This is a genomic window from Litchfieldella xinjiangensis (genome assembly GCF_000759345.1).
Lineage (GTDB): Bacteria > Pseudomonadota > Gammaproteobacteria > Pseudomonadales > Halomonadaceae > Litchfieldella_A > Litchfieldella_A xinjiangensis.
The window spans coordinates 1,053,122-1,078,146 of sequence record NZ_JPZL01000001.1 but is presented as its reverse complement, the minus strand read 5'-3'; the positions used below and the strand labels follow the sequence as shown (position 1 = coordinate 1,078,146).

The window sequence follows — 25,025 nt, the reverse complement described above, 5'->3', positions numbered from 1 at the left end:
GACTGGAGCCGTGCCGCTTGGACACTAAAGACCCGATGAAGCTCGATCGCTACGATCTGAAGATTCTGGACATCCTGGCGACCGATGGCCGGATCACCAAGTCGCGGCTGGCCGAAGCCATCAATCTCTCGGTCAGCCCCTGCTGGGAGCGGGTCAAGCGCCTAGAGAAGGCCGGTATCATCGAGGGTTATAGCGCCCGCATCAATCCGCACGTCGTGGTCAAGCGCAACCCCGTATGGGTACAGATCGAGCTCAAGGCGCACAATGCCGATAGTTTTCAGCGCTTCGAGGCTGCGGTTCAGGAAACCGCCTCCGTGACCGAGTGTGTGGCGGTGGGCGGGGGTGTGGATTACCTGATCAAGATCGAAGCCGAATCCATCGACGCCTACCAGCGCTTGATGGATCACTGGTTAATGTCGGATATTGGTATCGAGCGCTATTTCACCTATATCGTGACCAAGACGGTCAAGAGTACGCCTCCCCCCTTGGCGTGGAAGGCGGAATAACCACTTGCCGCCAAAAGTTCTGCAACATCTCTCGCCTTAGACGAAAAAAAAGCCATGGGATGCATGGCTGAACAAAAAGTCTGCTGCCCAACAAGCCGTTACCCTGTGGGTATCGGACGGCCGTGCCCGTCAGACCATTTTCGTTTCTACCGGGCAGTCCACGTTTCAGCCTGCCCGGTGCGTCGGGGAGGTACTCATGACTCAGACCATCAAGCTCAGCGATCCGCGCCTGTTTCGCCAACACGCCTACGTCGGCGGCAAGTGGACCTACGGCGACGGTGGCCGCGAGGAAGCCGTGACCAACCCGGCCAATGGCGAGGTGCTGGGCCATATTCCCTGGCTCGAGCCCGATCAGATCCGCGCTGCCGTGGATGCCGCCGAGGGTGCCTTTGCCAACTGGCGGGCACTGCGCGTCGACGAGCGCTGCGAGCGTCTTCTGGCCTGGCATGACCTGTTGCTGGAGAACCGCGAAGACCTGGCGATTCTCATGACCCATGAGCAGGGCAAGCCGCTGCCCGATGCCCGCGGCGAAGTCGAATATGGTGCGAGCTTCATTCGCTGGTTCGCCGAAGAGGGCAAGCGGACCTTCGGCCAGACCATTCCCAGCCACATTCCCAATGCCGCACTGGGCACCATCAAGGAGCCGGTAGGGATTGCCGCGCTGATCACCCCCTGGAACTTTCCGCTGGCGATGATCACCCGCAAGGCGGCGGCGGCCATGGCCGCGGGCTGTCCTGTCATCGTCAAGCCCGCCGGCGAAACCCCCTTCACGGCGCTGGCGCTGGCGGAACTGGCCGAACGTGCCTCGATCCCGGCCGGTATCTTCAACGTGGTTCTGGGCGATGCGCCCCAAGTCTCGGAAGTGCTGTGTGCCGAGGAGCGCATCAAGGCATTGTCGTTCACCGGGTCCACCCGGGTTGGCCGCCTGCTGCTCGAGCAGAGCGCCAATAGCGTCAAGCGTGTCTCGCTGGAACTGGGCGGCAATGCGCCGTTCATCGTGGGGCCGGATGTCGACCCCAAGGAAGCGGCATTTGCAGCGGTATCCGCCAAGTTCCAGACGGGCGGACAGGATTGCCTGGCTGCCGATCGCATACTGGTACACGAGTCCGTGCACGATGCCTTCGTCGAGCATTTTGCCGAGCGCATGGCGGCACTGACCGTCGGTAACGGCCTGGACAGCGAAATCGACCTGGGCCCGTTGATCCATGGCAAGGCGGTCGAGAAGGCGATGGGCATCGTCGACGATGCGATTTCCCAGGGCGCGACGCTGGTGGCTGGCGATCAATCCCAGGCGCCCGGCCCCAACTACTTCATGCCGGTGCTGCTCACCGGGGTCACCCCGAGCATGAGCGTCTGGCGCGAAGAGAACTTCTCGCCGGTGGCCGGTATCACCGCCTACAGCACCGACGACCAGGCGCTGGAAATGGCCAATGACACCGAGTACGGCCTGGCTGCGTACGTGTATACCCACGACATCCGCCGCATCTGGAAGATGTTGCGCGGTCTGGAGTACGGCATGGTCGCGGTCAATTCGGTGAAGATGACCGGTGCACCCATTCCGTTCGGTGGCGTCAAGCAGTCGGGACTGGGCCGCGAAGGCGGCACGGCGGGCATCGAGGAGTTTCTCGAGACCAAGTATTACTGTCTCGGCGCACTCGGCTCCGTCTCGGGTAGCTAGCTGAGCACTGGCCATACGGCGTTAAATCTCACTGCCCCGTTTCAAATAGCGGGGCTTGATCAACGACAAAAAACCAACATCCGGCGCAGGGCCGGCCATACCACAAGGAACATCGAGATGAGCGACCATCAGGACCTGATCGACCGTGACCGCAAGGTCACCTTTCATGCCTCCACCCACCTGCGTGATTTTGCGCACGGCGATATGCCGGGGCGCGTCATCACCGGGGGCAAGGGCATCAATATCGTCGACAAGGACGGTCGTGAATTTATCGACGGCTTTGCCGGCCTGTATTGCGTGAATATCGGCTACGGCCGTACCGAGGTGGCCGAGGCGATCTACCAGCAGGCGCTCGAGCTTTCTTACTATCACACCTACGTGGGGCACTCGAACCCGCCGCAGATTGCGCTCTCCGAGAAGATCCTCGAGCTCGCCGGCCCGGGCATGTCAAAGGTCTATTACGGCATGTCCGGCTCGGATGCCAACGAGACCCAGCTCAAGATCGTGCGCTACTACAATAACGTGCTGGGCCGCCCGCAGAAGAAGAAGGTGATCTCGCGGATGCGCGGCTACCACGGTTCGGGCATCGCCTCCGGCTCGCTCACCGGGCTCAAGGCGTTTCACGATCATTTCGATCTGCCCATCGATACCATCCGCCATACCGAGGCGCCTTGCTACTATCTGCGCAGTGCAGAGCAGGAAGGCATGAGCGAGCGTGAATTCTCTCGCCATTGTGCCGCCAGGCTCGAGGAGATGATCCTGGCCGAGGGGCCCGAGACGGTGGCTGCCTTCATCGGTGAGCCGGTGCTGGGCACGGGCGGCATCGTGCCGCCGCCCGAAGGCTACTGGCAGGAAATCCAGGCGGTGCTGGCCAAGTACGACGTGCTGCTGATCGCCGATGAAGTGGTGTGTGGCTTCGGCCGTATCGGCACCGATTTCGGCAGCCATTTCTATGGCATCAAACCGGACCTGATCACCGTCGCCAAGGGGCTGACCAGTGCCTACCAACCGCTCTCGGGGGTGATCGTCGGCGACCGGGTCTGGCAGGTACTCGAGCAGGGGACGGGCGAGTTCGGTCCCATCGGCCACGGCTGGACCTACTCAGGGCATGCCCTGGGCTGTGCCGCGGGCCTGGCCAACCTGGCGATCATCGAACGCGAAGGCTTGACCCAAAACGCCGCGGAAACCGGGGCCTACCTGCAGACCCGCATGCAACAAGCCTTCGGCGAGCATCCCATCGTGGGCAACGTACGCGGCGTGGGCATGCTCGCCGCGCTGGAGTTCTCTCCCGCGCCGAGCGCCCGCAGGGCCTTCGATCCCGCACTCAAGGTGGGGCCTCGGATTGCCGCAGCGGCGCTCGACGAGAACCTGATCGCCCGGGCCATGCCGCAAGGAGACATCCTCGGCTTTGCACCGCCGCTGGTGACGACGCGTGACGAGGTCGACGAGATCGTGGCGCGGGCCAAGCGGGCGGTGGATCGGGTGCTGGATGAACTGACCAATTCAGGTGACCTTCAGAACTGAGACTGGGTTGCTATGCTTATCGCCGTAGGGGGAGACCCTGCGACCCTGCGGCGTTTTCGTTTCCGTACACATCACGCCGTTCCTGGTGATGGCCCTGGAGAATGATTATGACACCCGCACATGGCGTGACCCTGGCGGAGATCTATGCGGCCCGTAAACGCATCGCAGGCCAGGTGACGCGTACGCCCCTGGTTCGCTCCGAGTCCCTGTCGTCACGCTTCGAGGCCGAGGTCTACCTCAAGCTCGAGACCCAACAGCCGACTGGCGCCTTCAAGCTGCGTGGCGCCACCAACATGATCGCGGCCCTCATCGAGCGTCATGGCCGTGAGGCGTTGGCCCAAGGCGTGACGACCGCCTCCACCGGCAATCATGGGCGGGCCGTGGCCTATGCCGCCGGCCGTCTGGGGGTACCGGCAACCATCTGCCTGTCGACACTCGTACCGGCCAACAAGGTCGCTGCCATCGAAGCGCTGGGTGCCGAGGTCAGGCGTGTGAGCAGGAGCCAGGACGAGGCGTTTCTGGAGGTCGAGCGGTTGGTTGAAGAGGCCGGCATGACGGCCATTCCTCCTTTCGACGATCCGTTGATTGCCGCCGGCCAGGGCACCATCGGCCTGGAATTGCTCGAGGACAGGCCCGAGCTCGACCGTGTGATTGTCGGTCTGTCGGGAGGCGGGCTGCTGGGGGGGATCGGGGCCGCCCTCAAGGGTATCCGACCCGAAATACAGGTGACCGGGGTGAGTCTCTCGCGCGGCGCAGCGATGTGGGAGAGCCTGCAAGCCGGGCGGCCGGTGGCGGTCGATGAGGTCGAGAGCCTGGCGGATTCGTTGGGTGGCGGTATCGGTCTCGATAACCGCTGTACCTTCGCCCTGGTGCGCGAGGTGATGGATGACCACTACGCTGTCTCCGAGAAAGCGATCGCCCATGCCATGGTCGACGTTCTCGCCCATGAAAAAATGCTGGTCGAAGGCGCTGCAACTGTGGGACTGGCAGCCCTCGATGAGCACCGAATCGACATCCGAGGCCAGACGGTAGCGCTGATCCTGTCGGGTAATGGCGTCGATCTCGAGACCTTCGACCGCGCCCGGGCGATGTGACCGGTATATACCAACCGTCAATCGAGGAGAGGCTCATGCAGCTCTATCAACGCGATGCCATCGAGCAGGTGGTCAAACTCGACCGCGACGCGATGATGACCGTCGAGGAAGCGTTTGCCGCCCTCGGGCGAGGCGAGGTGGTCCAGCCGCCGATCATGTCGATGGTCATGGAGGAATATCACAGCGAAGTCGACGTCAAGACCGCGCACATTCGCCACTGGCCGCGCTTTGCGATCAAGGTGAGCACCGGTGCCTTCGACAACCCCCAGCGTGGCTTGCCGAGTCTCAACGGACTGATGATGGTATTTTCCGCTGAAACCGGCGTGGTCGATGCCGTGCTGTTCGATGAGGGCTATCTCACCGCGGTGCGTACCGCCCTGGCCGGCGCGATTGCCGCCAAGGCCCTGGCCCGTGCCGATAGTCGCCGGGTCACGGTGATCGGGGCCGGCGAACAGGCCCGGCTTCAGCTCGAGGCACTTGCCCTGGTGCGTGACATCGATCATGTCGATGTCTGGGCGCGTCGTCGCGAGCAGGCCGAGGCGTATGCCGGGACCATGGGGGAGAAGGGCTTTAGCGTCGAGGTTCACGAGGATATCCGCAAGGCATGCAGCCAGGCCGACATCATCGTCACGGCGACCCCGGCGCGCGAGCCGTTGCTGGAAGCCTCGATGCTCCCCGAGGGGGTGCATGTCACCGCGATGGGCTCGGATAGCCCAGACAAGCGTGAACTCGACGATGAGGTACTGGTGCGTGCCGATGCCTTCGTCTGCGATACGCGCGCCCAGAGCGAGAACAATGGGGAGCTCAAGGGCTACGCGGCGCAGGGAAAGGCGCCTCCGTTCAAGGTCTACGAGTTGGGCCGGGTCATTGCCGAGCAGCAGAAGCTGCGTCTCTCTGATGCCACTATCACGGTCTGCGATCTTACCGGTACCGGCGTGCAGGATACCGCCATCGCCAACTTTGCCCTGAGACGCCTGGAATGATCGTCTACGCTCAGCCTTAACACCTTGGCTAGCAGGAGGTTTCATGGCGACATCCATTCCCAGGCCCCACATCACCGAGCCCGAGACGCTGTATTTCGAACCCGGCGCAGGCTTTCCCAACTCGCGGTTACCGGTGTTGCTCTACCGCCAGGTGCTGACCGGGGAAGGCGATGCCTTGGCCGCGCAATTCGAGACCCTGTTCGAGGCCCACCAGTGGCCGCCGCAGTGGCGGTACGGATTGCTCGATTTCGACCATTTTCACTCCACCGCCCATGAGGCCTTGGGCGTTTTCCGCGGCGAGGCGCATATTCGCCTGGGTGGGCCCAAGGGCCAGGAGCTCGATGTCGCCGCGGGAGATGTCATGATACTGCCCGCCGGTACCGGCCATGCCAGCCTGTCGTCGAGCAGCGATTTCGAGATGGTCGGGGCCTACCCTCCCGGTCAGGAGTGGGAGGTCGAGCGTGGTGACCCGGACCAGCTCGAGGCGGCGCGAGAACGGGTCGAGCGGATGCCGCTGCCCGCCGACGATCCGGTGGGCGGTACGCTATTGCGCCTTTGGAGGGCAGCGTCATGAAAGCGACCCTGGCCTTCGATGTGTACGGCACCCTGATCGACACCCATGGCGTGATCGTCGAGCTCGAAGCCGAGCTCGGTGAGCGTGGCATGGAATTCTCCCAGCGCTGGCGCGACAAGCAGCTGGAGTACGCCTTTCGACGCGGCTTGATGGGCGCCTACGTCGACTTTGGCCAATGCACTCGCGAGGCATTGGAGTTTACCGACAGGGCGCTGCGTACCGAGCTTTCGGAGCGCCACAAGGACCGGTTGATGGCGACCTATGCGCGCCTGCCGGCGTTTCCCGACGTACCCGAGGCGCTGGCTGAGCTTCGTCGTCGCGGCCACACCTGCGTGGCGTTTTCCAATGGTACGCGTGAGGCGGTCAAGGCGTTGCTCGAGCAGGCAGGCATCGTCGATTGTTTCGATGACATCGTGAGTGTCGACGAGATCAAGCGCTTCAAGCCGGACCCAGCGGTCTATGCCCACTTGCGCACGCGGCTGGAAGTCGACGCTAGCAAGACCTGGCTGGTTTCAAGCAACCCCTTCGACGCGATCGGGGCACGCCATGCCGGGCTGCATGCGGCCTGGGTGAGGCGAAGTGCCGAGGCGCCCTTCGATCCCTGGGGGGGCGAGCCGGACTGTACGGTCAGCGATCTGGTTGAATTGTCCGAGCGGTTGGGCTGAGCAGGGCGGCCCAGGCTCCGTCCTTTATCAGGCGACGGTAGTCTTCGTGTCGGTCGACGTCCCAGACCACCTCGGGGCAAACGAGCTTCCAGCCTAGCTCGGCGGTACGGCGGCGGGTCTGGGTCATGACGTGCTCGCTGCCCCAGTCGACCCCCTTGAATGGCTGGTAATTAGGGCGGCGCATCCCGACCAGGGCGTAACCGCCATCCTCGGCGGGCAGGAACACCGCATCGGCCTGGTTCAGGGCCGCATGACAGCGGATCAGCAATGCCGGCTTCAGCACCGGACAGTCGCTGCCGACCACCAGGCCGGGACCCTCCATGGCCGCCAATGCCTGATACATGCGTTCGCCCAGGTCGCCACCGCCTTGGGGGCGAAGCGTCAGGCGGTAGGTATCGGCCAGCTCGCGAAATAGCGCGTGATCGTGATCCAGGGCCGTCCACAGCACGACGTTAGTGGTGGCTTCGACGGCTATCGCTACCGTCTGCCGCAACAGGACTTCGTGAAGCGTGGTGGCGCCTTGCGCACCCAGATGCGGAATCAACCGCGTCTTGACCCGGCCGGGCACGGGCGCCTTGGCCAGAATGGCGAGGGGAAAATCACCACGATGAGCGAGGCTAACGGGCATGACGGTAGACCTTGGCCAATTTTGCGCTATCCACGCCCCGCCAGTAGCGATAGCGCAGTCGCCACATCAACAGAATCGTTCGCCACACGCCGTGGCGCTCCCAGCGGCGCCCCGAGCTGATCACGCACTGGTGCAGGCAGACGGGGCGCGAAAGGGCCTTGAGACGCCTGGACATCTCGATGTCCTCCATCAGTGGTTGCTCGGGAAAGCTACCGGCTCGCTCGAAGGCGTCGCGTGTCATGAACAGGGCTTGATCGCCGGTCGCAATGCCAGTGAGACGGGAGCGCGCGTTCATGCAGCGGGCGATGACAGGCAACAGCCTGGCTTGCCCCGTGAGACGGATATCGAAACGGCCCCAGGCCGCACCCGTTGCAAGGGCCTGATAGATGCATTGATCCGCGTCTTCCGGCAGACGGGTATCGGCATGTAGAAACACGACGATGGCACCTTGGCTCGCGAGGGCGCCTGCATTCATCTGCCGGGCCCGGCCGGCTGGCGATGCCATGACGCGATCACACCAGGGGGCTGCACGCCGAACGGTGTCGTCGCGGCTGCCGCCGTCGACGACGACCACCTCCGCCCCGCGCTCACGCAGGTGCGCCAGCGCGCTCAGGTGCGCCTTGATCCCCAGGGCTTCATCGAGCGTGGGAACGATGACACTCAAGGGCACAGGGCGAGGGGACAACGACATGCCGGAGTACCGCTACGTGAATGGGACATTGCCACGATACACCAGCCGAGCAGTGACGGCAGGCGGAATTGGCAAGAATCTTCCCCGGCTGCCACGCTGAACATAGCGCATACAGGAGCACATCATGGAGGAGTCTCATTTCGCCCCGGAGCAGGGCCGACGTCGCCGTGTGCGTATCGTGTGGCTGTCGCTCGCCCTTGTCGTGGGCCTTGTGGCGTTATTGTTGGTGCTTGCCTGGCAGTGGGCCTTGCCGCGTTACGTCGAGTCGCGCCTGACCGAGACATTTTCCCAACTGACCGAACGCGAGGTCACCATCGAGAGCGTCAGCTTCGACGCTCTCGATCTCGACCCTCCCGGGGTGCAGGTGCGTCTGAACGAGGCCCGCATCCCCGGTGAGGGCGATGGGCCGATGTTCGGCAGTGATGTCATCGTGGCGGAGGTTCGGTTGGCGTCGTTGTGGTCCTCGCTCTGGCACATCGACCGTCTGCGGCTGGCATCGCCCCGCCTGCACATGGTCCAGGACGCCGAGGGTGCGTTGAACCTGGCGCAGCTTTCCGTCGGCGACGAGGCGTCCGAGGGCGACGCAACGTCGGTTCGAATCGACCGTATCGATATCGAGGACGGCCGCCTCGACTGGACCAATCGCCGCCTGGAGCCGCCGGTAACGCTGACCCTGAACGCCCTGCAGGCCGAGGCCCATGGCTACGACAGCCGGTCCGACGAGCCCTTCACCCTGCAAGGTGAGGCCGACTGGAACGGAGGGACGCTGTCGGGGGAAGGGGAAATGGGCTTCTCGCCCTGGACGGTGGATGTCGAGCTTGCACCCCGCGATCTGCCGCTGACCACGCTCTCGGACTATATCGACACCTTGATGCGCGCGCGCACCCATGCCGGTCAGCTGGCAGCCGATCTCCGCGTCCAGTCCGGGGCAGCGGGCGAGGGCGCCACACGGGTATCCGGCCAGGGCACGCTCACCGGGCTCGACATGCTTGCCCCCGAGGTAGATCGCTCCCTGGCGACGGCGGAGCGTATCGATATCGAGGGGTTTGACTTCGACAGCGGTCAGCCACGGCTCGACATCGAACGGGTCGGCCTGCAATCCGCCTGGATGGACGTGCGTATCGAGGAGGACCTGTCCACCAACCTGACCGCCTGGTTGCCTCCCCAGGACGATAGCCAAGACCAACAGACACAAGACGAGAATCCGCTTCAGTACCGCATCGGCACCCTCGCCATCGAACAGGGCGCGGTGGCGTTCTCCGACCACCACCTGCCGCAACCGTTCGAGATCGATTTCTCAGCCCTTCAAGGCGAATGGCGGCAATTGAGTTCGGCGCAGGAAGGCGACGGGCAATTGGCGCTTGTCGGGGAAGTCTCCGAGGGGTCGCCCATGCGTATCGAGGGGATGTTCGACCCGCTGGGCGACAGGCTTCAAGGCAACCTGCGCCTGGAATTCGAACGCCTGGCGATGACCCACTTCGCGCCTTACGTGCGCGAGTTTGCCGGTTACACGGTTGAACAGGGTGAGGCCACGCTATCCCTTGATTACCGCCTCGAACAGGGGCAACTGAACGCCGACAACCATTTGATTCTGCGGCAGGTGGAGCTCGGCGAGGAAGTGGATGCCTCGGTGACCGATCTACCGCTGCGCACACTCGTAGGCGTACTCAAGAGCGATGACGGCGTCATCGAGCTGGATATCCCGATGCAACTGCCCCTGGACGATCCCTCCGAAGTCGATTTCGGTAGCATCATCGGCCAAGCGATTCGCCAGGCGCTGGAGAGCCTGGTCTCCTCACCACTGGAGACGCTATCCGAGGTGGTCGAGGGGGAAGGGGAAAACGATAGCGATGACGGGAACGAGGGCGACAGCGAGTCCGCCGAATCGGGCGATCCGAATTCGGCGGACGCGCAATCCAGCGCGAGTGACGAAGCGGAATCGAGTGAGGAGACGGGGCTCTACGAACGAGCCAGAACACGCCAGTGATACACGCGAGGAGTCGATGCCATGCAGCGATACCTGATCCAGCGCCATGTACGCCTACTTCTGTGGTCGCTCTGCCTGCTCGGCGGGATGCTGCTCGGCTGGAGTGCCTGGTCGCAAGACGCACCGCGCGGCACGGCACTGATCCTGACTATCGACGATGCCATTGGTCCTGCCACCAGCGATTACTTCCAGCGCGGCCTGGAGGAGAGCGAGGAGCGGGATGCCGAGCTGATGGTTGTCCAGCTCGATACGCCGGGCGGTTTGGATGCCTCGATGCGCGACATGATCAGCGCCATGCTGGGCGCATCGGTGCCGGTGGCCATCTATGTCTCACCGAGTGGCGCCCGAGCGGCGAGCGCAGGAACCTACCTGCTCTACGCCAGCCACGTGGCAGCGATGGCACCGGCCACGCACCTGGGCTCGGCAACCCCGGTTCAGATGGGCGGAGGGGGCGGCTTCCCCGGTACTGGAGGCAACGAGGAAAGCGAGGGCAGCGAAGCTGCCGGCACGCAGGAGAGCGAGACGACAAGCGAGGACTCACCACGGCGTGGCGAGACCGCCATGGAGCGCAAGGTACTCGAGGACGCAGTCAGCTACATTCGCAGCTTGGCACAGCGCCATGGACGCAATGCCGACTGGGCCGAAGCGGCAGTGCGTGAGGCAGTCAATCTAACGGCCAGCGAAGCCCTGGAGCGCAACGTGATCGATGTCGTGGCCAGCGATCTCGATGATCTGTTGGCTCAGCTCGATGGCCGCGAGGTCGTCATGGATGACGGTACGCGCATCCTCGATACGTCCGAGCTTAGCGTCGAACGCGTCGATCCCGATTGGCGGACCCAACTGCTGGCAATCATTACCAATCCCAACATCGCATACTTCCTGATGCTGCTAGGGTTTTATGGGTTGCTCTTCGAATTGATGAGCCCGGGCAGCCTGGTGCCGGGCACGATCGGGGTGATCTGCCTGGTACTGGCGTTGTATGCCTTCCAGGTTCTGCCTATCAACTATGCCGGGTTGGCGCTGATCGTGGCCGGGCTGGGGCTGATCGTGGGGGAAGCCTTCATGCCCAGCTTCGGCGTATTGGGTATCGGTGGCATCGTGGCGTTCGTGTTTGGTTCGGTGATGCTCATGGACGATGACAACCTGAGCATTTCTCTGCCGCTTATCGGGGGCGTCGCCCTGTTGGCGAGCGGCCTCATGCTGTGGGTCGTGACGCGCTTCCTGGGACTACGCAGACGCAGGCCCCGCACGGGGCAGGAGGAGATCGTCGGGTCCCGCGCCGTTGCGGCAGGCGATTTCGAAGGGGCCGGACGTGTGCGCATGCACGGTGAGCTGTGGAATGCCCATGCCTCGGTACCAGTCGGCAAGGGGCAGACACTCGAGGTCATCGGCATCGATGGCCTTACGCTCGAGGTGTCACCCCTCGATAACGATGGGTCCCCCGCCCCGCGTTCGCGTAGCGGGGCGGATTGAGCCATGGCCGACTAAGACGCTTACACGTTTAGCAACCTGAAGACCAAGGAGAGACATCATGATGATTTCGTATCTCGTACCGGTTGTACTGGCGCTCATGCTATTGGCCGCTTCGATTCGTATCCTGCCCGAGTACAAGCGGGGGGTGGTGTTCTTCCTTGGGCGTTTTCAGGGGGTGAAGGGGCCGGGGTTGTTTTTCATTCTTCCGGGGATTCAGAAGATGGATGTCGTCGATCTGAGGGTGATCACCATGGACGTTCCCGAACAGGATGTGATCTCCCAGGACAACGTCACGGTGCGTGTCAACGCGGTGCTGTATTTTCGCGTCGTCGATCCCGAGAAGGCCATCATCCAGGTCGAGAACTTCGTCAATGCCACCAGCCAACTGGCCCAGACAACACTGCGCTCTGTGTTGGGCAAGCATGATCTCGACGAAATGCTATCCGAGCGTGACAAGCTCAATGACGATATCCAGGAGATCATCGACATCTCGGCCGAGGGTTGGGGGATCAAGGTCGCCAATGTCGAGATCAAGCACGTCGATCTCGATGAGAGCATGATCCGCGCCATTGCCCGCCAGGCCGAGGCCGAGCGCGAGCGTCGCGCCAAGGTCATCCATGCCGAAGGCGAGATGCAGGCCTCCGAGAAGTTGCTCCAGGCGGCCAACGTCATGTCCGGCAACCCAGCCGCGTTGCAACTGCGGTATCTGCAGACCATGAGCGACATGAGCAACAAAAACGCGTCGACCATCGTCGTGCCTCTCCCCATCGACTTGATGGATGCCTTCAAGCAGATGGGAAGCAACAAGGGATCGGGGAGTGGTCCGGACTCGGCGTGATGCGTGATTCTCCCTGATCTGATAGAATTCGCCCCTTCTCGGCAAGAGCGCCTAAGACGAAAGTCCAAGGCGTTCTTCTATCTTCATGAGCAAAGGGATCGACAGCGCGTGAGTTTCGTTACTCCCCGCAGCACGCCCCAGGCCGGCTGCACGCCACCCTAGCGCACCCTCTCCCCGTCATGTCGCCCGATAATAGGGCGGCATGCATGACACGCCTGCCCGGCATTCCCCGTGCCGGGCAGGCGTGTGCGATTCCCGTTTTCCTGGTGCTCTGGCGCCTTATCTGACCCCTGGATTGGACCGCAGCATGATACGCTCCATCAAGCAAGAATGGTTTTCCAACCTCAAGGGCGACACCCTGTCGGGTATCGTCGTGGCCCTGGCGCTGATTCCCGAGGCCATTGCCTTCTCGATCATTGCCGGTGTCGACCCTAAGGTCGGCCTGTATGCCTCGTTCTGTATCGCCGTCGTGATTGCTTTCACTGGCGGACGGCCGGGAATGATTTCCGCCGCCACCGGGGCCATGGCGCTGCTGATGGTCACGCTGGTCCGCGAATACGGACTCGAGTATCTGCTGGCAGCCACGTTGCTCACCGGGGTACTGCAGATCGTGGCGGGCTATCTGAAGCTTGCCGACCTGATGCGCTTCGTGTCACGCTCGGTGGTCACCGGTTTCGTCAATGCCTTGGCGATCCTGATTTTCATGGCTCAGATCCCCGAACTCACCAATGTCACCTGGCATGTCTATGTCATGACCCTGGCGGGCCTGGGAATCATCTATCTGTTTCCCTATCTTCCCGCCATCGGCAAGAGCGTACCGTCGCCCCTGGTATGCATCGTGGTGCTAACTCTTGTGTATATCTTCTCGGGCATGGATATCCGCACGGTGGGCGACATGGGCGAACTTCCCGATACGCTGCCGGTGTTCCTGTGGCCGGACGTACCGCTCACCCTAGAAACCCTCATGATCATTCTGCCTTATTCCATCATGCTCAGTGTGGTAGGGCTTCTCGAGTCGATGATGACGGCGACCATCGTCGATGACCTGACCGACACCGGAAGCGACAAGAATCGTGAGTGCAAGGGCCAGGGCATCGCCAACATCGGTTCCGGCCTACTGGGTGGCATGGCGGGCTGCGCGATGATTGGCCAGTCGGTGATCAACATAAAATCCGGCGGGCGGACCCGGTTATCCACGCTGATTGCCGGCGTCGTGCTGCTGCTGATGGTGGTCTTCCTGTCCGACTGGGTATCCCAGATTCCCATGGCGGCTTTGGTGGCGGTGATGATCATGGTCTCGATCGGGACCTTCAGCTGGGAATCGCTACGTGATCTCAAGAAGCATCCGATGTCGACCAATATCGTGATGGTAGCCACCGTGGTGGTGGTGGTGTGGACCCACAACCTGGCGATCGGTGTATTCGTCGGCGTGCTGCTGGCAGCGATGTTCTTCGCCAACAAGGTCGGCAATATCCTGTACATCGGCTCCCAGGCAAGCGAGGACGGGCGGGGTCGTGAATACGCGGTGGTGGGCCAGGTGTTCTTCGCTTCATCCGAGCGCTTCATGGCGGCCTTCGATTTCAAGGAAACCGTCGAGAAGGTGGTGATCGATCTTTCCCGAGCGCATTTCTGGGACATCACCGCCGTACAGGCGCTGGATCGTGTGGTGATCAAGTTCCGCCGCGAGGGGACCGAAGTGGAGCTGGTGGGACTCAACGAGGCCAGTGCGACGATCGTCGATCGCTTCGCAGTCCATGACAATCCCGAAGCCGTCGAGAAATTGATGGGCGGACATTGATCTGGCGCAAGCGTCGGGGATGTTCACCCCCGGCGCAATGCGGTACAACGGGACGATATCGACAATGACGCCAGTAAGGAAAATCACACGATGACCGAACAGGTGATGGCCGCTATCGACGGCTCGCAATTCTCGGAAGGGGTGTGCGATTACGCCGCCTGGGCCAGCCTCGCGCTAGGCGCACCGCTCACCTTTCTCCATGTGGTCGATAACCACCCGCAAACCGCTGAGGCCGATCTTTCCGGTCACATCGGTCTGGGGTCTCGCGAACACCTGCTCGAGGAACTGGCCAGTCTCGATGAAAGGCGTGCCAGAATTGCCCAGGAGCGGGGACGGTTGATGCTCGATGCCGCCAAGTCGCGTGCCCAGCAGGATGGGGTGGAAGCGCCTGCAACCCGTCAGCGCAACGGCGAACTGGTCGAGACCCTGACGGAACTGGAAAGCGAGATTCGTCTGCTGGTCGTAGGCAAGTGTGGCGAGACGGCGCACATGGCGATTGAACATCTTGGTTCCAATCTCGAGCGTGTCGTACGCAGCCTGCATCGTCCGATCCTGGTAGTGCCTGATGCCTATCGCAAGCCGGCGCGAATCATGGTGGCCTTCGACGGTAGCAAGACCACCCGCAAGGGGGTGGAGATGATCGCCCAGAGTCCCTTGTTCAAGGGCATTGAGGTGCACGTGATCATGATTGGCGCGGGGCTGTCCGATACGCGGTCGCAACTCGACTGGGCCCTTGGGGCCCTGCACGATGCCGGTTTCGAGGCGCACGGCGAAATTCGTGCTGGTGATGTCGAAGAAAGCCTGTGCGGCTATCAGCGAGAGCACGACATCGACATGTTGGTCATGGGCGCCTACGGCCACTCGCGAATTCGCCATCTCCTGGTGGGCAGTACCACCACGGCAATGCTGCGCCATGCAAGCATCCCGGTACTGCTGCTGCGCTGAACCCGATAGGGGCACGGCGACCAGGCCACGAGACATACTCACATCGAAACGAGGACGACATGACCATAGTCAGACATGACGCCCAGGCACGCATGAGCCGCGCAGTAATCCATAATGGCGTTGCCTATCTTTGCGGTCAGGTAGCCGGCCCCGAGGCCCGCGGGCAGGATGTGACCGCACAGACCGAAAGCATGCTGGCGCGTGTGGATGCGCTGCTCAAGGAGATTGGCTCCGATCGTGATCGGCTGCTGTCGGCCACGGTTTATCTCAAGAATGCGAGTGATGTCGCAGCCATGAATGCCGTGTGGGATGCGTGGGTACCCGAAGGCCATGCGCCGGCACGTACCTGTGTCTGTGCTCCGATGCCTGCCGATGACCTGAATGTCGAGATCACCGTGACGGCGGCGATACCACCCGTCTAGGCGTCGGTCGCTTCCTCGCTGGCGGTCTCCACGCGCTTCGGTTGGTGCCGCAGGAAGGCCGCCAGCCGCTCCGCTTCACATTCCCCTACCTGGCACAATTGGCTGGCGAGCTCAGCGTACTGACGCAGTATCGGATCGATCAGTCGCATGCGGGTCTTGTCGCCCTTGGCTTCGTCGGCCTCGTCTGCCAGCCACTCGAACAGTCTGCCCAGTCGAGCGACGTTAGGATCGCCGCGTCCGGTGTTGCCACGCAGGGCATCGACGGCCAGGCAGCGCAGCACCGTACGCTTGTTGGGATCGAGGCTCTCCTTGTCGAGCAGGGCCTCGGCCTGATGTACGAAGCGGTCCATGAGATGGGCGGTTTCTGCGGCACGCAGTTGGCGGTACTGGGCCTCGAGGCTCATGGTCAGTGCTCGTTGTTGGCTACGCAGCCCATGCAGCAGGGCCACCAGCAGGAGCAGAAGACTCATGGCGGCGACCAGCGTGAGGCCGAAGGTGCCCAGAGGCGCCAGGTCCTGAGGCGAAGGGGGCCAACGCAGGCCGCTTCCGGCAAGGGCCAGTCCCGCGATGGCGAGCGTGGCGATGACGATCGATATCGAAAGGGGCTTGGCGGGCATCTGGGCTCCTGGGGCTACGGCCGAAACGGCGAGGGAATATACGGTTATCGGCCAGCGCGCCGAGAACTGAAGCCAGGCCCTGGGCTCAAGCGTTAGTCGTCCTCATCCTCGCCTTCGTCATCCTCGCTCAGGTCCACCTCGATGGTTTCCGTCTCCGTCTCCGGCTGTTGCCGGCTGAACCAGGTCTGAATGAAGTTCTGCAAGCCGATATCCACCACGGCACGTTGTTCGAGCAGCGTGACTTCCAGGGAATCGCCTATGCGACTGACTAGGCTGATGCGGTCCAGCCGTTCGCCACCTTCCAGCGTCAACCGGCCATAGTCATTTTCCTGGGGCGGGGCGAGAGGCAGAAGCTGGACCTGCCAGGCCTCGGCATCCCCTTCGAAGCGCAACTCGTAAAAGTCATCGAGCGTTTCCCAATCGCCTCCCATCATCGCAACCAGGTGCCGTGCGAAGGCATAGCGGTCGTCGAGCAGCATGAACGCGGCTTCGACCGATTCGGCCTTGTCGTCACGGCTACCCGGGGCAGGCATGCCCTCGTAGAACGCCAGCGTCATGGTTTCGGGGGTCAGTAATTGCCAGATGACCCGTGTATCGCGTTGGTAGAGGAAGCGTCCGTCGCCGTGCAGCTGGGTCTGCTGCTCTTCACGCCAGCTGCGTTGTTCGAAGCGACCCTGCAAGGCGGCGGGCTGGGCCAGGCGTTCCCCCAGCGCCTCGAGATCGAAGGCATGGGCTAGCGGGGGCAGCAACAGCATGACAAAAAGCAGTGACAGGCCGGCGCAAAGACGTATAGCCGTGGCAAGATAAGCGGCGGGCATCGTAACGGCTCGTATCGAAGAGTGTGACTCTATCTTAACGGAAAATGTCAGGGTGTCTCGCTATTACCCGCGGGGAAACGCGTCGCCTGCAGACTATCCTTGATCTTCTTCAAATGAACGAGGAAGTCCTCCCCACGCCGCAGGGTCACGCCGGTGGCCAGGACATCGATCAACGCCAAATGGATCATGCGCGAGGTCATCGGCATATAGACGTCGGTGTCCTCGGGCGTGATCACCTCCAGGGTCTCGGTGCACTCACTGGCCAATGGCGAGCCCGGTGCGGTGATTCCGAGAACCACGGCGCCATTGTCGCGGGCCAATCTTGCGATCTCGACCAGTTCACGGGTTCGCCCGGTGTACGAGATGATGACCACGACATCCCCGGTATGGCAGGAGGCGGCCACCATGCGCTGCATGAGGACATCCTCGTAGGCCATCACCGGCAGGTTGAAGCGAAAGAACTTGTGCTGCGCATCCTGCGCGACGGGCCCCGAGGCACCGAGTCCGAAGAAATGAATCTGCTTGGCCTGGATCAGGTAGTCCACCGCGCGTTCGACGCGTCGGGCATCGAGGGCACGCCGGGCATCGTCGAGGGCGGCGATGGTCGCCCCGAAGATCTTGTCGCCATAGCCCGCGGCATTGTCATCACGTTCTACACTACGGCTGACATAAGGCGTGCCGCCAGCCAGGCTCTGGGCCAGCTTGATCTTGAAATCGGGATAGCCCTTGGCCTCGAAATTGCGACAGAAGCGATTGACGGTGGGCTCGCTTACCGAGGCGGCCTGGGCCAGTGTGGCAATGCTCATGCCGGTGGCTGAGGCCGGATCCTGAAGGATGACTTCGGCGACCTTGCGCTCAGAGCGGTTCAGTTCATCGAGGCGCGTACGGATGCGAGCGATCAGATCGTGGCTGGCCATGAAGAGAAGGACACTCCGTGACGGGTAACAGGGGGAAATCGGACCACGAGGTGAGGCTGTGCCACACTGTAGTGACGTGACCAGGGGAGTCGGTCTACCGATGTGGTGATATAACTACATGGGAGACATCCTAGCGCGAGCCAAAGGCCCGGCCAAGCGGATTAGCGCAATGGGGTTTTATTGGTGGTAACATTACTTAAAATATTGCCTTCAACGGGCCCGGTAACGTATTTTGTGCGTAATTTAACCATTTTTTTCAGGGGGCGTGGATGAGCCAGCAAAGCAGGGCATTGGGACTGACCGATACCGAAGTCGACCTGGCGCTTTTCGGCGCACTGGGCGACTTGTCGCTGCGCAAACTCTATCCGGCATTGTTTCAGCTCGATCGTGAGAGACTGCTACCCGAGTCGACCCGCATTCTTGGGTTGGCGCGTCAGGAGTACGACACTGACACGTTCAAGGCCAAGGTCGAGACAGCGCTGAAGAAACGCGTCAAGGCCAGTGAACTCGATGAGCAGGCACTGTCCCGTTTCCTGGCCCGCCTCGAGTACGCTCAAGTGGACTTTACCCAGAGCGGGGACTTCGAGGCGATTCGTCGCTGGCGCGAAGGGGCTACCCAGCCGATGGTGGTCTACCTGGCCGTGCCCGCGAGCATCTACGGCGCGATCTGCGGCAACCTGCAGGCCAGCGGTAGTATCGACGAAGATACCCGCGTCGTCGTCGAGAAGCCCATCGGTTACGACCTCGAATCCTCGAAAGAGATCAATGACGCCATCGGCGAGGTCTTTCCCGAAACCCGGGTCTACCGCATCGACCACTACCTTGGCAAGGAAACCGTACAGAACCTGATCGCCCTGCGCTTCGCCAACCCGCTGTTCGGCACCCAGTGGAACCAGAACCACATCTCCCATGTTGAAATCACGGTTGCCGAGCAGGTGGGGATCGAAGGGCGTTGGGGCTACTTCGACCAGGCGGGCCAGTTGCGCGACATGGTGCAGAACCATCTATTGCAGCTGTTGTGCCTGATCGCCATGGACCCGCCGGCGAACCTCGATGCCGATGCCATTCGCGATGAAAAGGTCAAGGTGCTCAAGGCGCTGAAGCCCTTTGGTATCAATTCCCTGGGGCGAGACGTGGTACGCGGCCAGTACACCGCCGGAACCTGCAACGGCGAGAGCGTCCCAGGTTATCTCGAGGAAGAGGGCGCCAACACCGACAGCAACACCGAGACCTTCGTGGCCATGAAGACCGAAGTGGCCAACTGGCGGTGGGCTGGAGTGCCGTTCTACTTGCGTACCGGCAAGCGCCTGCCAGACAAGCTGTCGCAGATCGTGATTCACTTTCGCCAGCAGCCGCACTATATCTTCGACCCTGACCAGCGCAGCCTGGCCTCCAACAAGCTCATCATTCGCCTGCAGCCCGAGGAAGGCATTGCGCTGGAAGTCCTGACCAAGGACAGCGGGCTCGACAAGGGCATGCGCCTGCGCCCGGGGCCGCTGCATCTCGACTTCAACAGTGCGTTCCCCAAGTCTCGTATTCCCGATGCCTACGAGCGTCTGTTGCTCGAGGTCATGAAAGGCCAGCAGTACCTGTTCGTGCGGCGCGACGAGGTGGAACATGCCTGGCAGTGGTGCGACCAGCTGGTCGAGGCCTGGGCCAACCATGACCGTCCGCCGCGCCGCTATCCGGCCGGTTCCTGGGGGCCGGTGGCCTCGATTGCCATGATCACGCAGGATGGACGTAGCTGGTACGAGGATTATTGATATGAGCCAGACACGTGAAAACCTGGCCAGGCAGCTGGCAGAAGCCGTCAGCGAGGCGCTGAGGGCCGACCTCGAGCATCAGGAGCGAGCCCTGTTGGTCGTGTCGGGAGGCTCGACACCCGTGCCTTTCTTCGAGGCTCTTTCGAGCATGGCGCTGCCGTGGGAGCGGGTCGATGTCACGCTGGCCGACGAACGCTGGGTCGACGAGAGCAGTGACGCGAGCAACGCGCGGCTGGTGCGGCGCCACCTGCTGACCGCCGCCGCCGCTAAAGCCAATTTCGTCCCGCTGACCACCGATGACGCTACCCCGGAACAAGGTGTCGAAACCGTCGCGGCACGTATTGCACAGCTCTCCTGGCCGGCCAGCGTGGTCATCCTGGGGATGGGGGGCGATGGCCATACGGCTTCCCTGTTTCCCGACAGCCCCGAACTGGGGCTGGCCTTGTCCACCGACGAAAGTGTCGTCGCCGTGCGTACCCCGAGCCAACCACAGCCTCGCATTACCCTGAGTGCGGGCTGTCTACACCAGGCGCGTCGCCACATGCTGCACCTCAACGGCGAAGATAAACGGGCCGTACTGGCATCGGCGCTGGCTGGCGACGACGTTCGCAAATTGCCGATTCGCGCCTTCCTGGCCTGCCCCCTGGCCGTTTACTGGGCCCCCTGATCTGTGGAGCAAACCATGACCATCGAAAAGCAACTGCCGTCTACCCGGACTTCCGAACTCGATAGCATCTGTCTCAAGGCGGAGATCATTCCGGTGATCACCATCGAGCGGATCGAAGACGCCGTACCGCTGGGCCGCGCTCTGGTCGAGGGCGGCTTGCCGGTGCTCGAAATCACCCTGCGCACCGCTTGTGCACTGGACGCCATCAAGCGCATGCGCGACGCGCTGCCGGGTGCGAGCATCGGGGTGGGGACCGTGCTGACGCCGGCCCAGTATCGTCAGGCGGAGCAGGTCGGCGCCGACTTCGTGGTGACTCCGGGGGCCACCGATTCGCTCTATCGTTACGGGGTCAGCAGCCCGGTGCCGATGTTGCCGGGGGTCTCGACCATTTCGGAACTCATGAATGGCTGGCAATACGGCTACCGTCGGTTCAAGTTCTTTCCGGCCGAGGCGAGTGGCGGGGCCAAGGCCATCAAGGCGTTCGGAGCACCGATTCCCGAGGCCCGCTTCTGCCCCACGGGTGGCATTACCGTCAACAATGCCGAAGAGTACCTGTCACTGCCCAATGTGATGTGCGTGGGGGGGTCCTGGCTGACCCCCAAAGAACTGATCGAAGCCGAAAACTGGGACGGTATCCGCGAACTCGCTCGTCAGGCCGCGGAGCGCTTTCACCACTGAATTGAACCCGTCGGACTCGACACATCTCTCTCTCGACAGCCCGTGCTGTTGTTTCGACCCGCCATCAGGCGGGTCTTTTTTCTTTAGAGCGTCGACGATTTCGCCCATAGGTTGACCTCGCCATCCACGGCGTAGCGGTCGATCTCCTCGAGTTCCTCGGCGCTGAAATCGAGACGTTCCAGGGCGGCGACATTTTCACGTAACTGCTCGGTGCGGCTGGCGCCGATCAGTACCGAACTGACCCGAGGGTCGCGCAGCAGCCAGGCCAGGGCCATCTGCGCCAGGCGTTGGCCGCGGCGTTCGGCAATCGTATTGAGCGCACGCACCCGCTCCAGGTTCTCCTCGCTCAAGTGCTCAGGCATCAGCGAACCGCCACCGGGTTGGTTGATACGCGCCGAGTCAGGTGCTCCATTGAGGTATTTCCCCGTCAACAACCCCTGGGCCAGCGGCGTGAAGGCGATGCAGCCCATGCCTTCCGCCTCCAGCGTGTCGAGGAGCTCGGACTCGACCCAACGATTGAACATGTTGTAGGCCGGCTGATGGATCAGGCAGGGCACCTGCCGCTCGCGCAGGAGTTGGCTTATTTCGCGTGTGCGTTCGGCAGAATAGGAGGAGATGCCGACATAAAGCGCCTTGCCCTGCTGGACGGCGGAGGCCAAGGCCGAGGCCGTCTCTTCGGCGGGCGTGTCGGGATCGACGCGGTGTGAGTAGAAGATGTCCACGTAGTCCAGGCCCATGCGTGACAGGCTCTGGTCGAGACTGGCCAGCAGCGACTTGCGCGAACCGCGCTGGCCGTGCGGGCCGGGCCACATCGGATAGCCCGCCTTGGTCGAGATGATCAGTTCGTCGCGATAGGGACGAAAATCCTCGCGTAGCAGCCGGCCGAAGTTGCGTTCGGCACTGCCCGGCGGCGGTCCGTAATTGTTGGCCAGGTCGAAGTGATTGATGCCAAGGTCGAAGGCGGTGCGCAACAGGTCGCGCTGGTTGTCGAGAGTGTCGACATCGCCGAAATTGTGCCACAGGCCCAGCGACAGGGCCGGCAGGTCGATTCCGCTGTTGCCGCAGCGGCGGTAGGGCATGCTTTCGTAACGCGATTCGTGTGCCTGGTAGGGCATGGAGCGCTCCTGGTTGGATGGATTACAAACCGAGGCTCACGAGGTCCTCATGGGTGGGTAGCGCGGCGTATGCGCCTGGCCGGGTCACAGCGTGGGCACCGCAATGGCAGGCGACCGACACGAAACGCTCGAGTTGCGCCGCGTCCTGATACCAACCCTGATCGAGTCCCGCCTTGGCGATCATGGCAAGCAGGCCGCCGATGAAGGCATCGCCCCCTGCGGTAGTGTCGACGGGCACCACCATGGGCGGGGTGACTGACAAGGTCGAGCCGACCGTACGGACTTCTACATCGTAGGGGCCATCGGTGATGATGACCAGACGTACGCCGGCTGCGAGGCGCTCGGCAAGCCAGGCATCGGCAGGATGATCGGCACGCAGGTAGTCGAGTTCCTCACGCGAGAGCTTGAGCAACTGGGCGCTGTCGAGCAAGCGAGTGACCAGGCCGATCTCCGCGTAGCCGGTCGGCCACAGGTTATGCCGCAGGTTGGCATCCACGCTGACCAAACAGCCCGCCTTGGAGGCCATGTCGGCCAATGCCAGCGTGGTTTCCGCAATGCCCGCGTCGGTCAGGCTGTTGGAGCAGAGGTGGAAGATCGCGGGTTCACCGAAGACGCCGGTGGGGAGGTGCTCGAGACGATAAAGCAGATCCGCCGCGGGGGGGCGGTAGAAATCGAACGTGCGCTCGCCTTGGGCATCGCGTGATACGAAGGCCAGGGCCGTGCGTGCCGCATCGGTACGTACCACGCCGGAAACATCCACCCCATGATGGGCAAGCTCAGCGGCCAGGAAGTCGCCAAAGTAATCGCTGCCCAACATGCCGAGAAAGCGACTGGGCACGCCCAGCCGAGCACAGGCTACCGCCACGTTGGCCGGCGCGCCGCCGGCGTAAGGGGTGAATGTCTCGGGCCCTTGCGCGGCGTCATCACCCAGTCGGTTCGAGAGCATGTCGACGAGCGCCTCGCCGAACGCGATGACTGGAGTCATTGCGGTTTCTCCTTCCTGTTTTTGCGGCCGTCCTGGGGCTGGGTTGCTTCCACCGCCTCGGACTTGCCGAAATTCTGGCGTACCAGGGCCAACAGGCCCTGCGTCGATGCGTCGAAGTCCTGGCTGCGCTCATCGATACGCTCGCTGATCTCCCCGGCGATACGCTTGCCAAGCTGAACGCCCCATTGGTCGAACGAATTGATGTTCCATATTACGCCCTGGACGAACACCTTGTGTTCATAAAGGGCGATCAGCGCGCCCAGGTTCTTGGGGGTCAGCTCGTCGAGCAGCAGTACGCTCGAGGGGCGGTTGCCGGGGCAGCTGTAAGGGTCGAGTTGACTGCCTTGCTGACTGCCTTCCATGAAGGCGTTGGCCTGGGCCAGCATGTTGGTGAGCAGCGCGAAGTGGTGTTCCTCGACCCCTGTCTCCGGCTTGAGCGAGGCAATGAAGTCGATCGGAACATAGCGGGTGCCCTGGTGGAGCAGCTGGAAGAAGGCATGCTGGCCATTGGAGCCGGTCTGCCCCCAGACGATCGGCCCGGTCTTGTAATCGACCGGGTGCCCGAAGATATCCACCGACTTGCCATTGGATTCCATGTCGAGCTGCTGAAGGAAAGAGGGCAATTGGTGCAGCGCCTGGTCGTAAGGCACGACGGCTTGCGTTTCAGCACCCTGGAAATTGATGTACCAGATACCGATTAAGGCCATCAGCACCGGCATGTTGCGGTCATTGGGCGCGCTGATGAAATGCTGATCCATCTCATAGGCACCTTCGAGCAGCTCCATGAACCCCTCGAAACCGATGGAGAGCGCGATGGGCAGGCCGATCGACGACCACATCGAATAGCGCCCCCCGACCCAGGCCCAGAACTCGAAGACGTTCTCTTCGCGAATGCCGAACTCCGTGGCGGCCTTGATATTGGTGGACGCCGCGATGAAGTGCGCCCCGACGTCGGCGTCCTCGCCGGCGTTGTCGAGGAACCAGCGACGTGCCGTCTTGGCGTTGAGCAGGGTCTCCTGGGTGGAGAACGTCTTGGTGGAGACGATGAACAGGGTGGTCGCCGGATCGAGCCGCTTGAGCACCTTCTGTATGTGTGCGCCATCCACATTCGAGACGAAGTGAAAGTTGAGCTCAGGTTGGCGGTACTTGAGCAATGCCCGGCAGGCCATGTTGGGGCCAAGGTCCGAACCGCCGATACCGATGTTCACCACATCGCGGATCCGCTCCCCGCTATAGCCTTTCCATTCGCCACTGCGCACCGCCTCCGAGAAGCGCCTGATCTGCTCGCGGGTGCGCTGTATCTCGGGCATGACATCCTGCCCATCGACCATCAGTGGCTCATTGCCGAGGTTGCGCAGGGCGGTATGCAGGACCGGCCGATTCTCGGTGACATTGATGATGTCACCCGAGAACATCTGCGCGCGGCGCTGCACCAGGGCCGAGTGGTCGGCGAGTTCGAGCAGCTTGGCGAGCACGGCATCCGAGACGTGATGCTTGGAATAATCGAGAAACAGCCCGCCGACACGCAAGCTCATTTTCTCGAAGCGCTGGGGATCGTTGGCGAAGTAATCGCGGATACGGTCCTGGGCGGTGTCTTGATGGAGTCGCTCGAGCGCCCTCCAGGTCACGCTGCGGGTGAGTCGGAACATGGCGAGAGTC

At 62.5% G+C, this 25,025-nt stretch carries 24 protein-coding genes; 16 read left to right on the top strand and 8 right to left on the bottom strand.

Annotated features, from left to right (window positions below):
• Positions 1-35 precede the first annotated feature (35 nt).
• The 7 genes from JH15_RS05035 to JH15_RS05005 all read left to right on the top strand — a co-directional run bounded on the left by JH15_RS05035 (position 36) and on the right by JH15_RS05005 (position 7,024).
• The gene (locus JH15_RS05035) at positions 36-506 is read left to right on the top strand and encodes an Lrp/AsnC family transcriptional regulator (protein WP_043527585.1); all 471 of its coding nucleotides are present in this window, start codon (positions 36-38) and stop codon (positions 504-506) included.
• A gap of 196 nt (positions 507-702) precedes the next feature.
• Positions 703-2,184, top strand: a complete 1,482-nt coding sequence (locus JH15_RS05030; RefSeq protein ID WP_043527583.1) for an NAD-dependent succinate-semialdehyde dehydrogenase — start codon at positions 703-705, stop codon at positions 2,182-2,184.
• Positions 2,185-2,301: 117 nt separating this feature from the next.
• Positions 2,302-3,708, top strand: a complete 1,407-nt coding sequence (locus JH15_RS05025; RefSeq protein WP_043527580.1) for an aspartate aminotransferase family protein — start codon at positions 2,302-2,304, stop codon at positions 3,706-3,708.
• A gap of 107 nt (positions 3,709-3,815) precedes the next feature.
• A complete protein-coding gene (gene eutB, locus JH15_RS05020; protein ID WP_043527578.1) occupies positions 3,816-4,802 on the top strand; it encodes a hydroxyectoine utilization dehydratase EutB in 987 nt (328 codons plus the stop codon).
• Positions 4,803-4,837: 35 nt separating this feature from the next.
• Positions 4,838-5,785: a cyclodeaminase gene (locus JH15_RS05015; RefSeq protein WP_043527575.1), complete on the top strand. Its 948-nt coding sequence runs from the start codon at positions 4,838-4,840 to the stop codon at positions 5,783-5,785.
• A gap of 43 nt (positions 5,786-5,828) precedes the next feature.
• Positions 5,829-6,359, top strand: coding sequence for a cupin (locus JH15_RS05010; protein WP_043527572.1), 531 nt, complete (start codon positions 5,829-5,831; stop codon positions 6,357-6,359).
• Positions 6,356-7,024: a haloacid dehalogenase type II gene (locus JH15_RS05005; RefSeq protein ID WP_043527570.1), complete on the top strand. Its 669-nt coding sequence runs from the start codon at positions 6,356-6,358 to the stop codon at positions 7,022-7,024. The genes JH15_RS05010 and JH15_RS05005 overlap by 4 nt, the downstream gene beginning before the upstream one ends.
• Here JH15_RS05005 and JH15_RS05000 read toward each other — a convergent pair.
• Both JH15_RS05000 and JH15_RS04995 read right to left on the bottom strand, forming a co-directional pair.
• Positions 6,987-7,652, bottom strand: coding sequence for a TIGR04282 family arsenosugar biosynthesis glycosyltransferase (locus JH15_RS05000; RefSeq protein ID WP_081948891.1), 666 nt, complete (start codon positions 7,650-7,652; stop codon positions 6,987-6,989). The two genes, JH15_RS05005 and JH15_RS05000, sit on opposite strands and share 38 nt — an antisense overlap.
• Positions 7,642-8,343, bottom strand: a complete 702-nt coding sequence (locus tag JH15_RS04995; RefSeq protein WP_043527567.1) for a TIGR04283 family arsenosugar biosynthesis glycosyltransferase — start codon at positions 8,341-8,343, stop codon at positions 7,642-7,644. The genes JH15_RS05000 and JH15_RS04995 overlap by 11 nt, the downstream gene beginning before the upstream one ends.
• 124 nt (positions 8,344-8,467) lie before the next feature.
• Between JH15_RS04995 and JH15_RS04990 the strand changes: the two genes are divergently transcribed.
• The 6 genes from JH15_RS04990 (at position 8,468) to JH15_RS04965 (ending at position 15,806) form a co-directional block, all read left to right on the top strand.
• The gene (locus tag JH15_RS04990; protein ID WP_043527565.1) at positions 8,468-10,330 is read left to right on the top strand and encodes a DUF748 domain-containing protein; all 1,863 of its coding nucleotides are present in this window, start codon (positions 8,468-8,470) and stop codon (positions 10,328-10,330) included.
• 21 nt (positions 10,331-10,351) lie between these two features.
• Complete coding sequence (locus JH15_RS04985; protein WP_043527562.1) at positions 10,352-11,803, top strand: NfeD family protein; 1,452 nt, start codon at positions 10,352-10,354, stop codon at positions 11,801-11,803.
• Between the two features lie 58 nt (positions 11,804-11,861).
• Entirely contained in the window at positions 11,862-12,641 is a 780-nt protein-coding gene (locus tag JH15_RS04980; protein ID WP_043527560.1) for a slipin family protein, read from the top strand.
• A 307-nt stretch (positions 12,642-12,948) separates the two neighbouring features.
• Complete coding sequence (locus JH15_RS04975; protein WP_043527558.1) at positions 12,949-14,439, top strand: SulP family inorganic anion transporter; 1,491 nt, start codon at positions 12,949-12,951, stop codon at positions 14,437-14,439.
• 90 nt (positions 14,440-14,529) lie between these two features.
• Positions 14,530-15,384: a universal stress protein gene (locus JH15_RS04970; protein WP_043527556.1), complete on the top strand. Its 855-nt coding sequence runs from the start codon at positions 14,530-14,532 to the stop codon at positions 15,382-15,384.
• A gap of 59 nt (positions 15,385-15,443) precedes the next feature.
• Entirely contained in the window at positions 15,444-15,806 is a 363-nt protein-coding gene (locus tag JH15_RS04965; RefSeq protein ID WP_043527554.1) for a RidA family protein, read from the top strand.
• On the opposite strand, the gene JH15_RS04960 is transcribed toward JH15_RS04965, so the two are convergent.
• The 3 genes from JH15_RS04960 to JH15_RS04950 form a co-directional block, all read right to left on the bottom strand.
• Positions 15,803-16,423, bottom strand: a complete 621-nt coding sequence (locus JH15_RS04960; RefSeq protein ID WP_043527552.1) for a hypothetical protein — start codon at positions 16,421-16,423, stop codon at positions 15,803-15,805. The genes JH15_RS04965 and JH15_RS04960 overlap by 4 nt on opposite strands.
• Before the next feature lie 92 nt (positions 16,424-16,515).
• Positions 16,516-17,241 carry an outer membrane lipoprotein carrier protein LolA gene (locus JH15_RS17465; protein WP_052383901.1) on the bottom strand — a complete coding sequence of 242 codons (726 nt, stop codon included), beginning with the start codon at positions 17,239-17,241 and terminating at the stop codon, positions 16,516-16,518.
• A 47-nt stretch (positions 17,242-17,288) separates the two neighbouring features.
• A complete protein-coding gene (locus tag JH15_RS04950) occupies positions 17,289-18,158 on the bottom strand; it encodes a MurR/RpiR family transcriptional regulator (protein WP_043527549.1) in 870 nt (289 codons plus the stop codon).
• A gap of 269 nt (positions 18,159-18,427) precedes the next feature.
• On the opposite strand from JH15_RS04950, the gene zwf reads away from it, so the two are divergent.
• From zwf to JH15_RS04935, 3 genes are read left to right on the top strand one after another with little or no spacing between them, the layout of a single operon-like run.
• Positions 18,428-19,921, top strand: coding sequence for a glucose-6-phosphate dehydrogenase (gene zwf, locus JH15_RS04945; protein ID WP_043527547.1), 1,494 nt, complete (start codon positions 18,428-18,430; stop codon positions 19,919-19,921).
• Between the two features lies 1 nt (position 19,922).
• Positions 19,923-20,588 carry a 6-phosphogluconolactonase gene (pgl, locus tag JH15_RS04940; protein ID WP_043527545.1) on the top strand — a complete coding sequence of 222 codons (666 nt, stop codon included), beginning with the start codon at positions 19,923-19,925 and terminating at the stop codon, positions 20,586-20,588.
• Positions 20,589-20,603: 15 nt separating this feature from the next.
• On the top strand, positions 20,604-21,266 hold the full coding sequence (locus tag JH15_RS04935; protein WP_043527544.1) for a bifunctional 4-hydroxy-2-oxoglutarate aldolase/2-dehydro-3-deoxy-phosphogluconate aldolase: 663 nt from the start codon (positions 20,604-20,606) through the stop codon (positions 21,264-21,266).
• A gap of 83 nt (positions 21,267-21,349) precedes the next feature.
• On the opposite strand, the gene mgrA is transcribed toward JH15_RS04935, so the two are convergent.
• From mgrA to pgi, 3 genes are read right to left on the bottom strand one after another with little or no spacing between them, the layout of a single operon-like run.
• Positions 21,350-22,381, bottom strand: coding sequence for an L-glyceraldehyde 3-phosphate reductase (gene mgrA, locus JH15_RS04930; RefSeq protein ID WP_043527543.1), 1,032 nt, complete (start codon positions 22,379-22,381; stop codon positions 21,350-21,352).
• Positions 22,382-22,403: 22 nt separating this feature from the next.
• Positions 22,404-23,366, bottom strand: coding sequence for a carbohydrate kinase family protein (locus JH15_RS04925; protein WP_043527542.1), 963 nt, complete (start codon positions 23,364-23,366; stop codon positions 22,404-22,406).
• Positions 23,363-25,015, bottom strand: a complete 1,653-nt coding sequence (pgi, locus tag JH15_RS04920) for a glucose-6-phosphate isomerase (RefSeq protein ID WP_043527541.1) — start codon at positions 25,013-25,015, stop codon at positions 23,363-23,365. The genes JH15_RS04925 and pgi overlap by 4 nt, the downstream gene beginning before the upstream one ends.
• Positions 25,016-25,025: the final 10 nt, after the last annotated feature.

Excerpts from the sequence above, each read along its gene's own strand:
- JH15_RS05035 (WP_043527585.1), top strand. The coding sequence starts at position 36 with ATGAAGCTCGATCGCTACGATCTGAAGATTCTGGACATCCTGGCGACC.
- JH15_RS05030 (WP_043527583.1), top strand. The coding sequence starts at position 703 with ATGACTCAGACCATCAAGCTCAGCGATCCGCGCCTGTTTCGCCAACAC.
- JH15_RS05025 (WP_043527580.1), top strand. The coding sequence starts at position 2,302 with ATGAGCGACCATCAGGACCTGATCGACCGTGACCGCAAGGTCACCTTT.
- eutB (WP_043527578.1), top strand. The coding sequence starts at position 3,816 with ATGACACCCGCACATGGCGTGACCCTGGCGGAGATCTATGCGGCCCGT.
- JH15_RS05015 (WP_043527575.1), top strand. The coding sequence starts at position 4,838 with ATGCAGCTCTATCAACGCGATGCCATCGAGCAGGTGGTCAAACTCGAC.
- JH15_RS05010 (WP_043527572.1), top strand. The coding sequence starts at position 5,829 with ATGGCGACATCCATTCCCAGGCCCCACATCACCGAGCCCGAGACGCTG.
- JH15_RS05005 (WP_043527570.1), top strand. The coding sequence starts at position 6,356 with ATGAAAGCGACCCTGGCCTTCGATGTGTACGGCACCCTGATCGACACC.
- JH15_RS05000 (WP_081948891.1), bottom strand. The coding sequence starts at position 7,652 with ATGCCCGTTAGCCTCGCTCATCGTGGTGATTTTCCCCTCGCCATTCTG.
- JH15_RS04995 (WP_043527567.1), bottom strand. The coding sequence starts at position 8,343 with ATGTCGTTGTCCCCTCGCCCTGTGCCCTTGAGTGTCATCGTTCCCACG.
- JH15_RS04990 (WP_043527565.1), top strand. The coding sequence starts at position 8,468 with ATGGAGGAGTCTCATTTCGCCCCGGAGCAGGGCCGACGTCGCCGTGTG.
- JH15_RS04985 (WP_043527562.1), top strand. The coding sequence starts at position 10,352 with ATGCAGCGATACCTGATCCAGCGCCATGTACGCCTACTTCTGTGGTCG.
- JH15_RS04980 (WP_043527560.1), top strand. The coding sequence starts at position 11,862 with ATGATGATTTCGTATCTCGTACCGGTTGTACTGGCGCTCATGCTATTG.
- JH15_RS04975 (WP_043527558.1), top strand. The coding sequence starts at position 12,949 with ATGATACGCTCCATCAAGCAAGAATGGTTTTCCAACCTCAAGGGCGAC.
- JH15_RS04970 (WP_043527556.1), top strand. The coding sequence starts at position 14,530 with ATGACCGAACAGGTGATGGCCGCTATCGACGGCTCGCAATTCTCGGAA.
- JH15_RS04965 (WP_043527554.1), top strand. The coding sequence starts at position 15,444 with ATGACCATAGTCAGACATGACGCCCAGGCACGCATGAGCCGCGCAGTA.
- JH15_RS04960 (WP_043527552.1), bottom strand. The coding sequence starts at position 16,423 with ATGCCCGCCAAGCCCCTTTCGATATCGATCGTCATCGCCACGCTCGCC.
- JH15_RS17465 (WP_052383901.1), bottom strand. The coding sequence starts at position 17,241 with ATGCCCGCCGCTTATCTTGCCACGGCTATACGTCTTTGCGCCGGCCTG.
- JH15_RS04950 (WP_043527549.1), bottom strand. The coding sequence starts at position 18,158 with ATGGCCAGCCACGATCTGATCGCTCGCATCCGTACGCGCCTCGATGAA.
- zwf (WP_043527547.1), top strand. The coding sequence starts at position 18,428 with ATGAGCCAGCAAAGCAGGGCATTGGGACTGACCGATACCGAAGTCGAC.
- pgl (WP_043527545.1), top strand. The coding sequence starts at position 19,923 with ATGAGCCAGACACGTGAAAACCTGGCCAGGCAGCTGGCAGAAGCCGTC.
- JH15_RS04935 (WP_043527544.1), top strand. The coding sequence starts at position 20,604 with ATGACCATCGAAAAGCAACTGCCGTCTACCCGGACTTCCGAACTCGAT.
- mgrA (WP_043527543.1), bottom strand. The coding sequence starts at position 22,381 with ATGCCCTACCAGGCACACGAATCGCGTTACGAAAGCATGCCCTACCGC.
- JH15_RS04925 (WP_043527542.1), bottom strand. The coding sequence starts at position 23,366 with ATGACTCCAGTCATCGCGTTCGGCGAGGCGCTCGTCGACATGCTCTCG.
- pgi (WP_043527541.1), bottom strand. The coding sequence starts at position 25,015 with ATGTTCCGACTCACCCGCAGCGTGACCTGGAGGGCGCTCGAGCGACTC.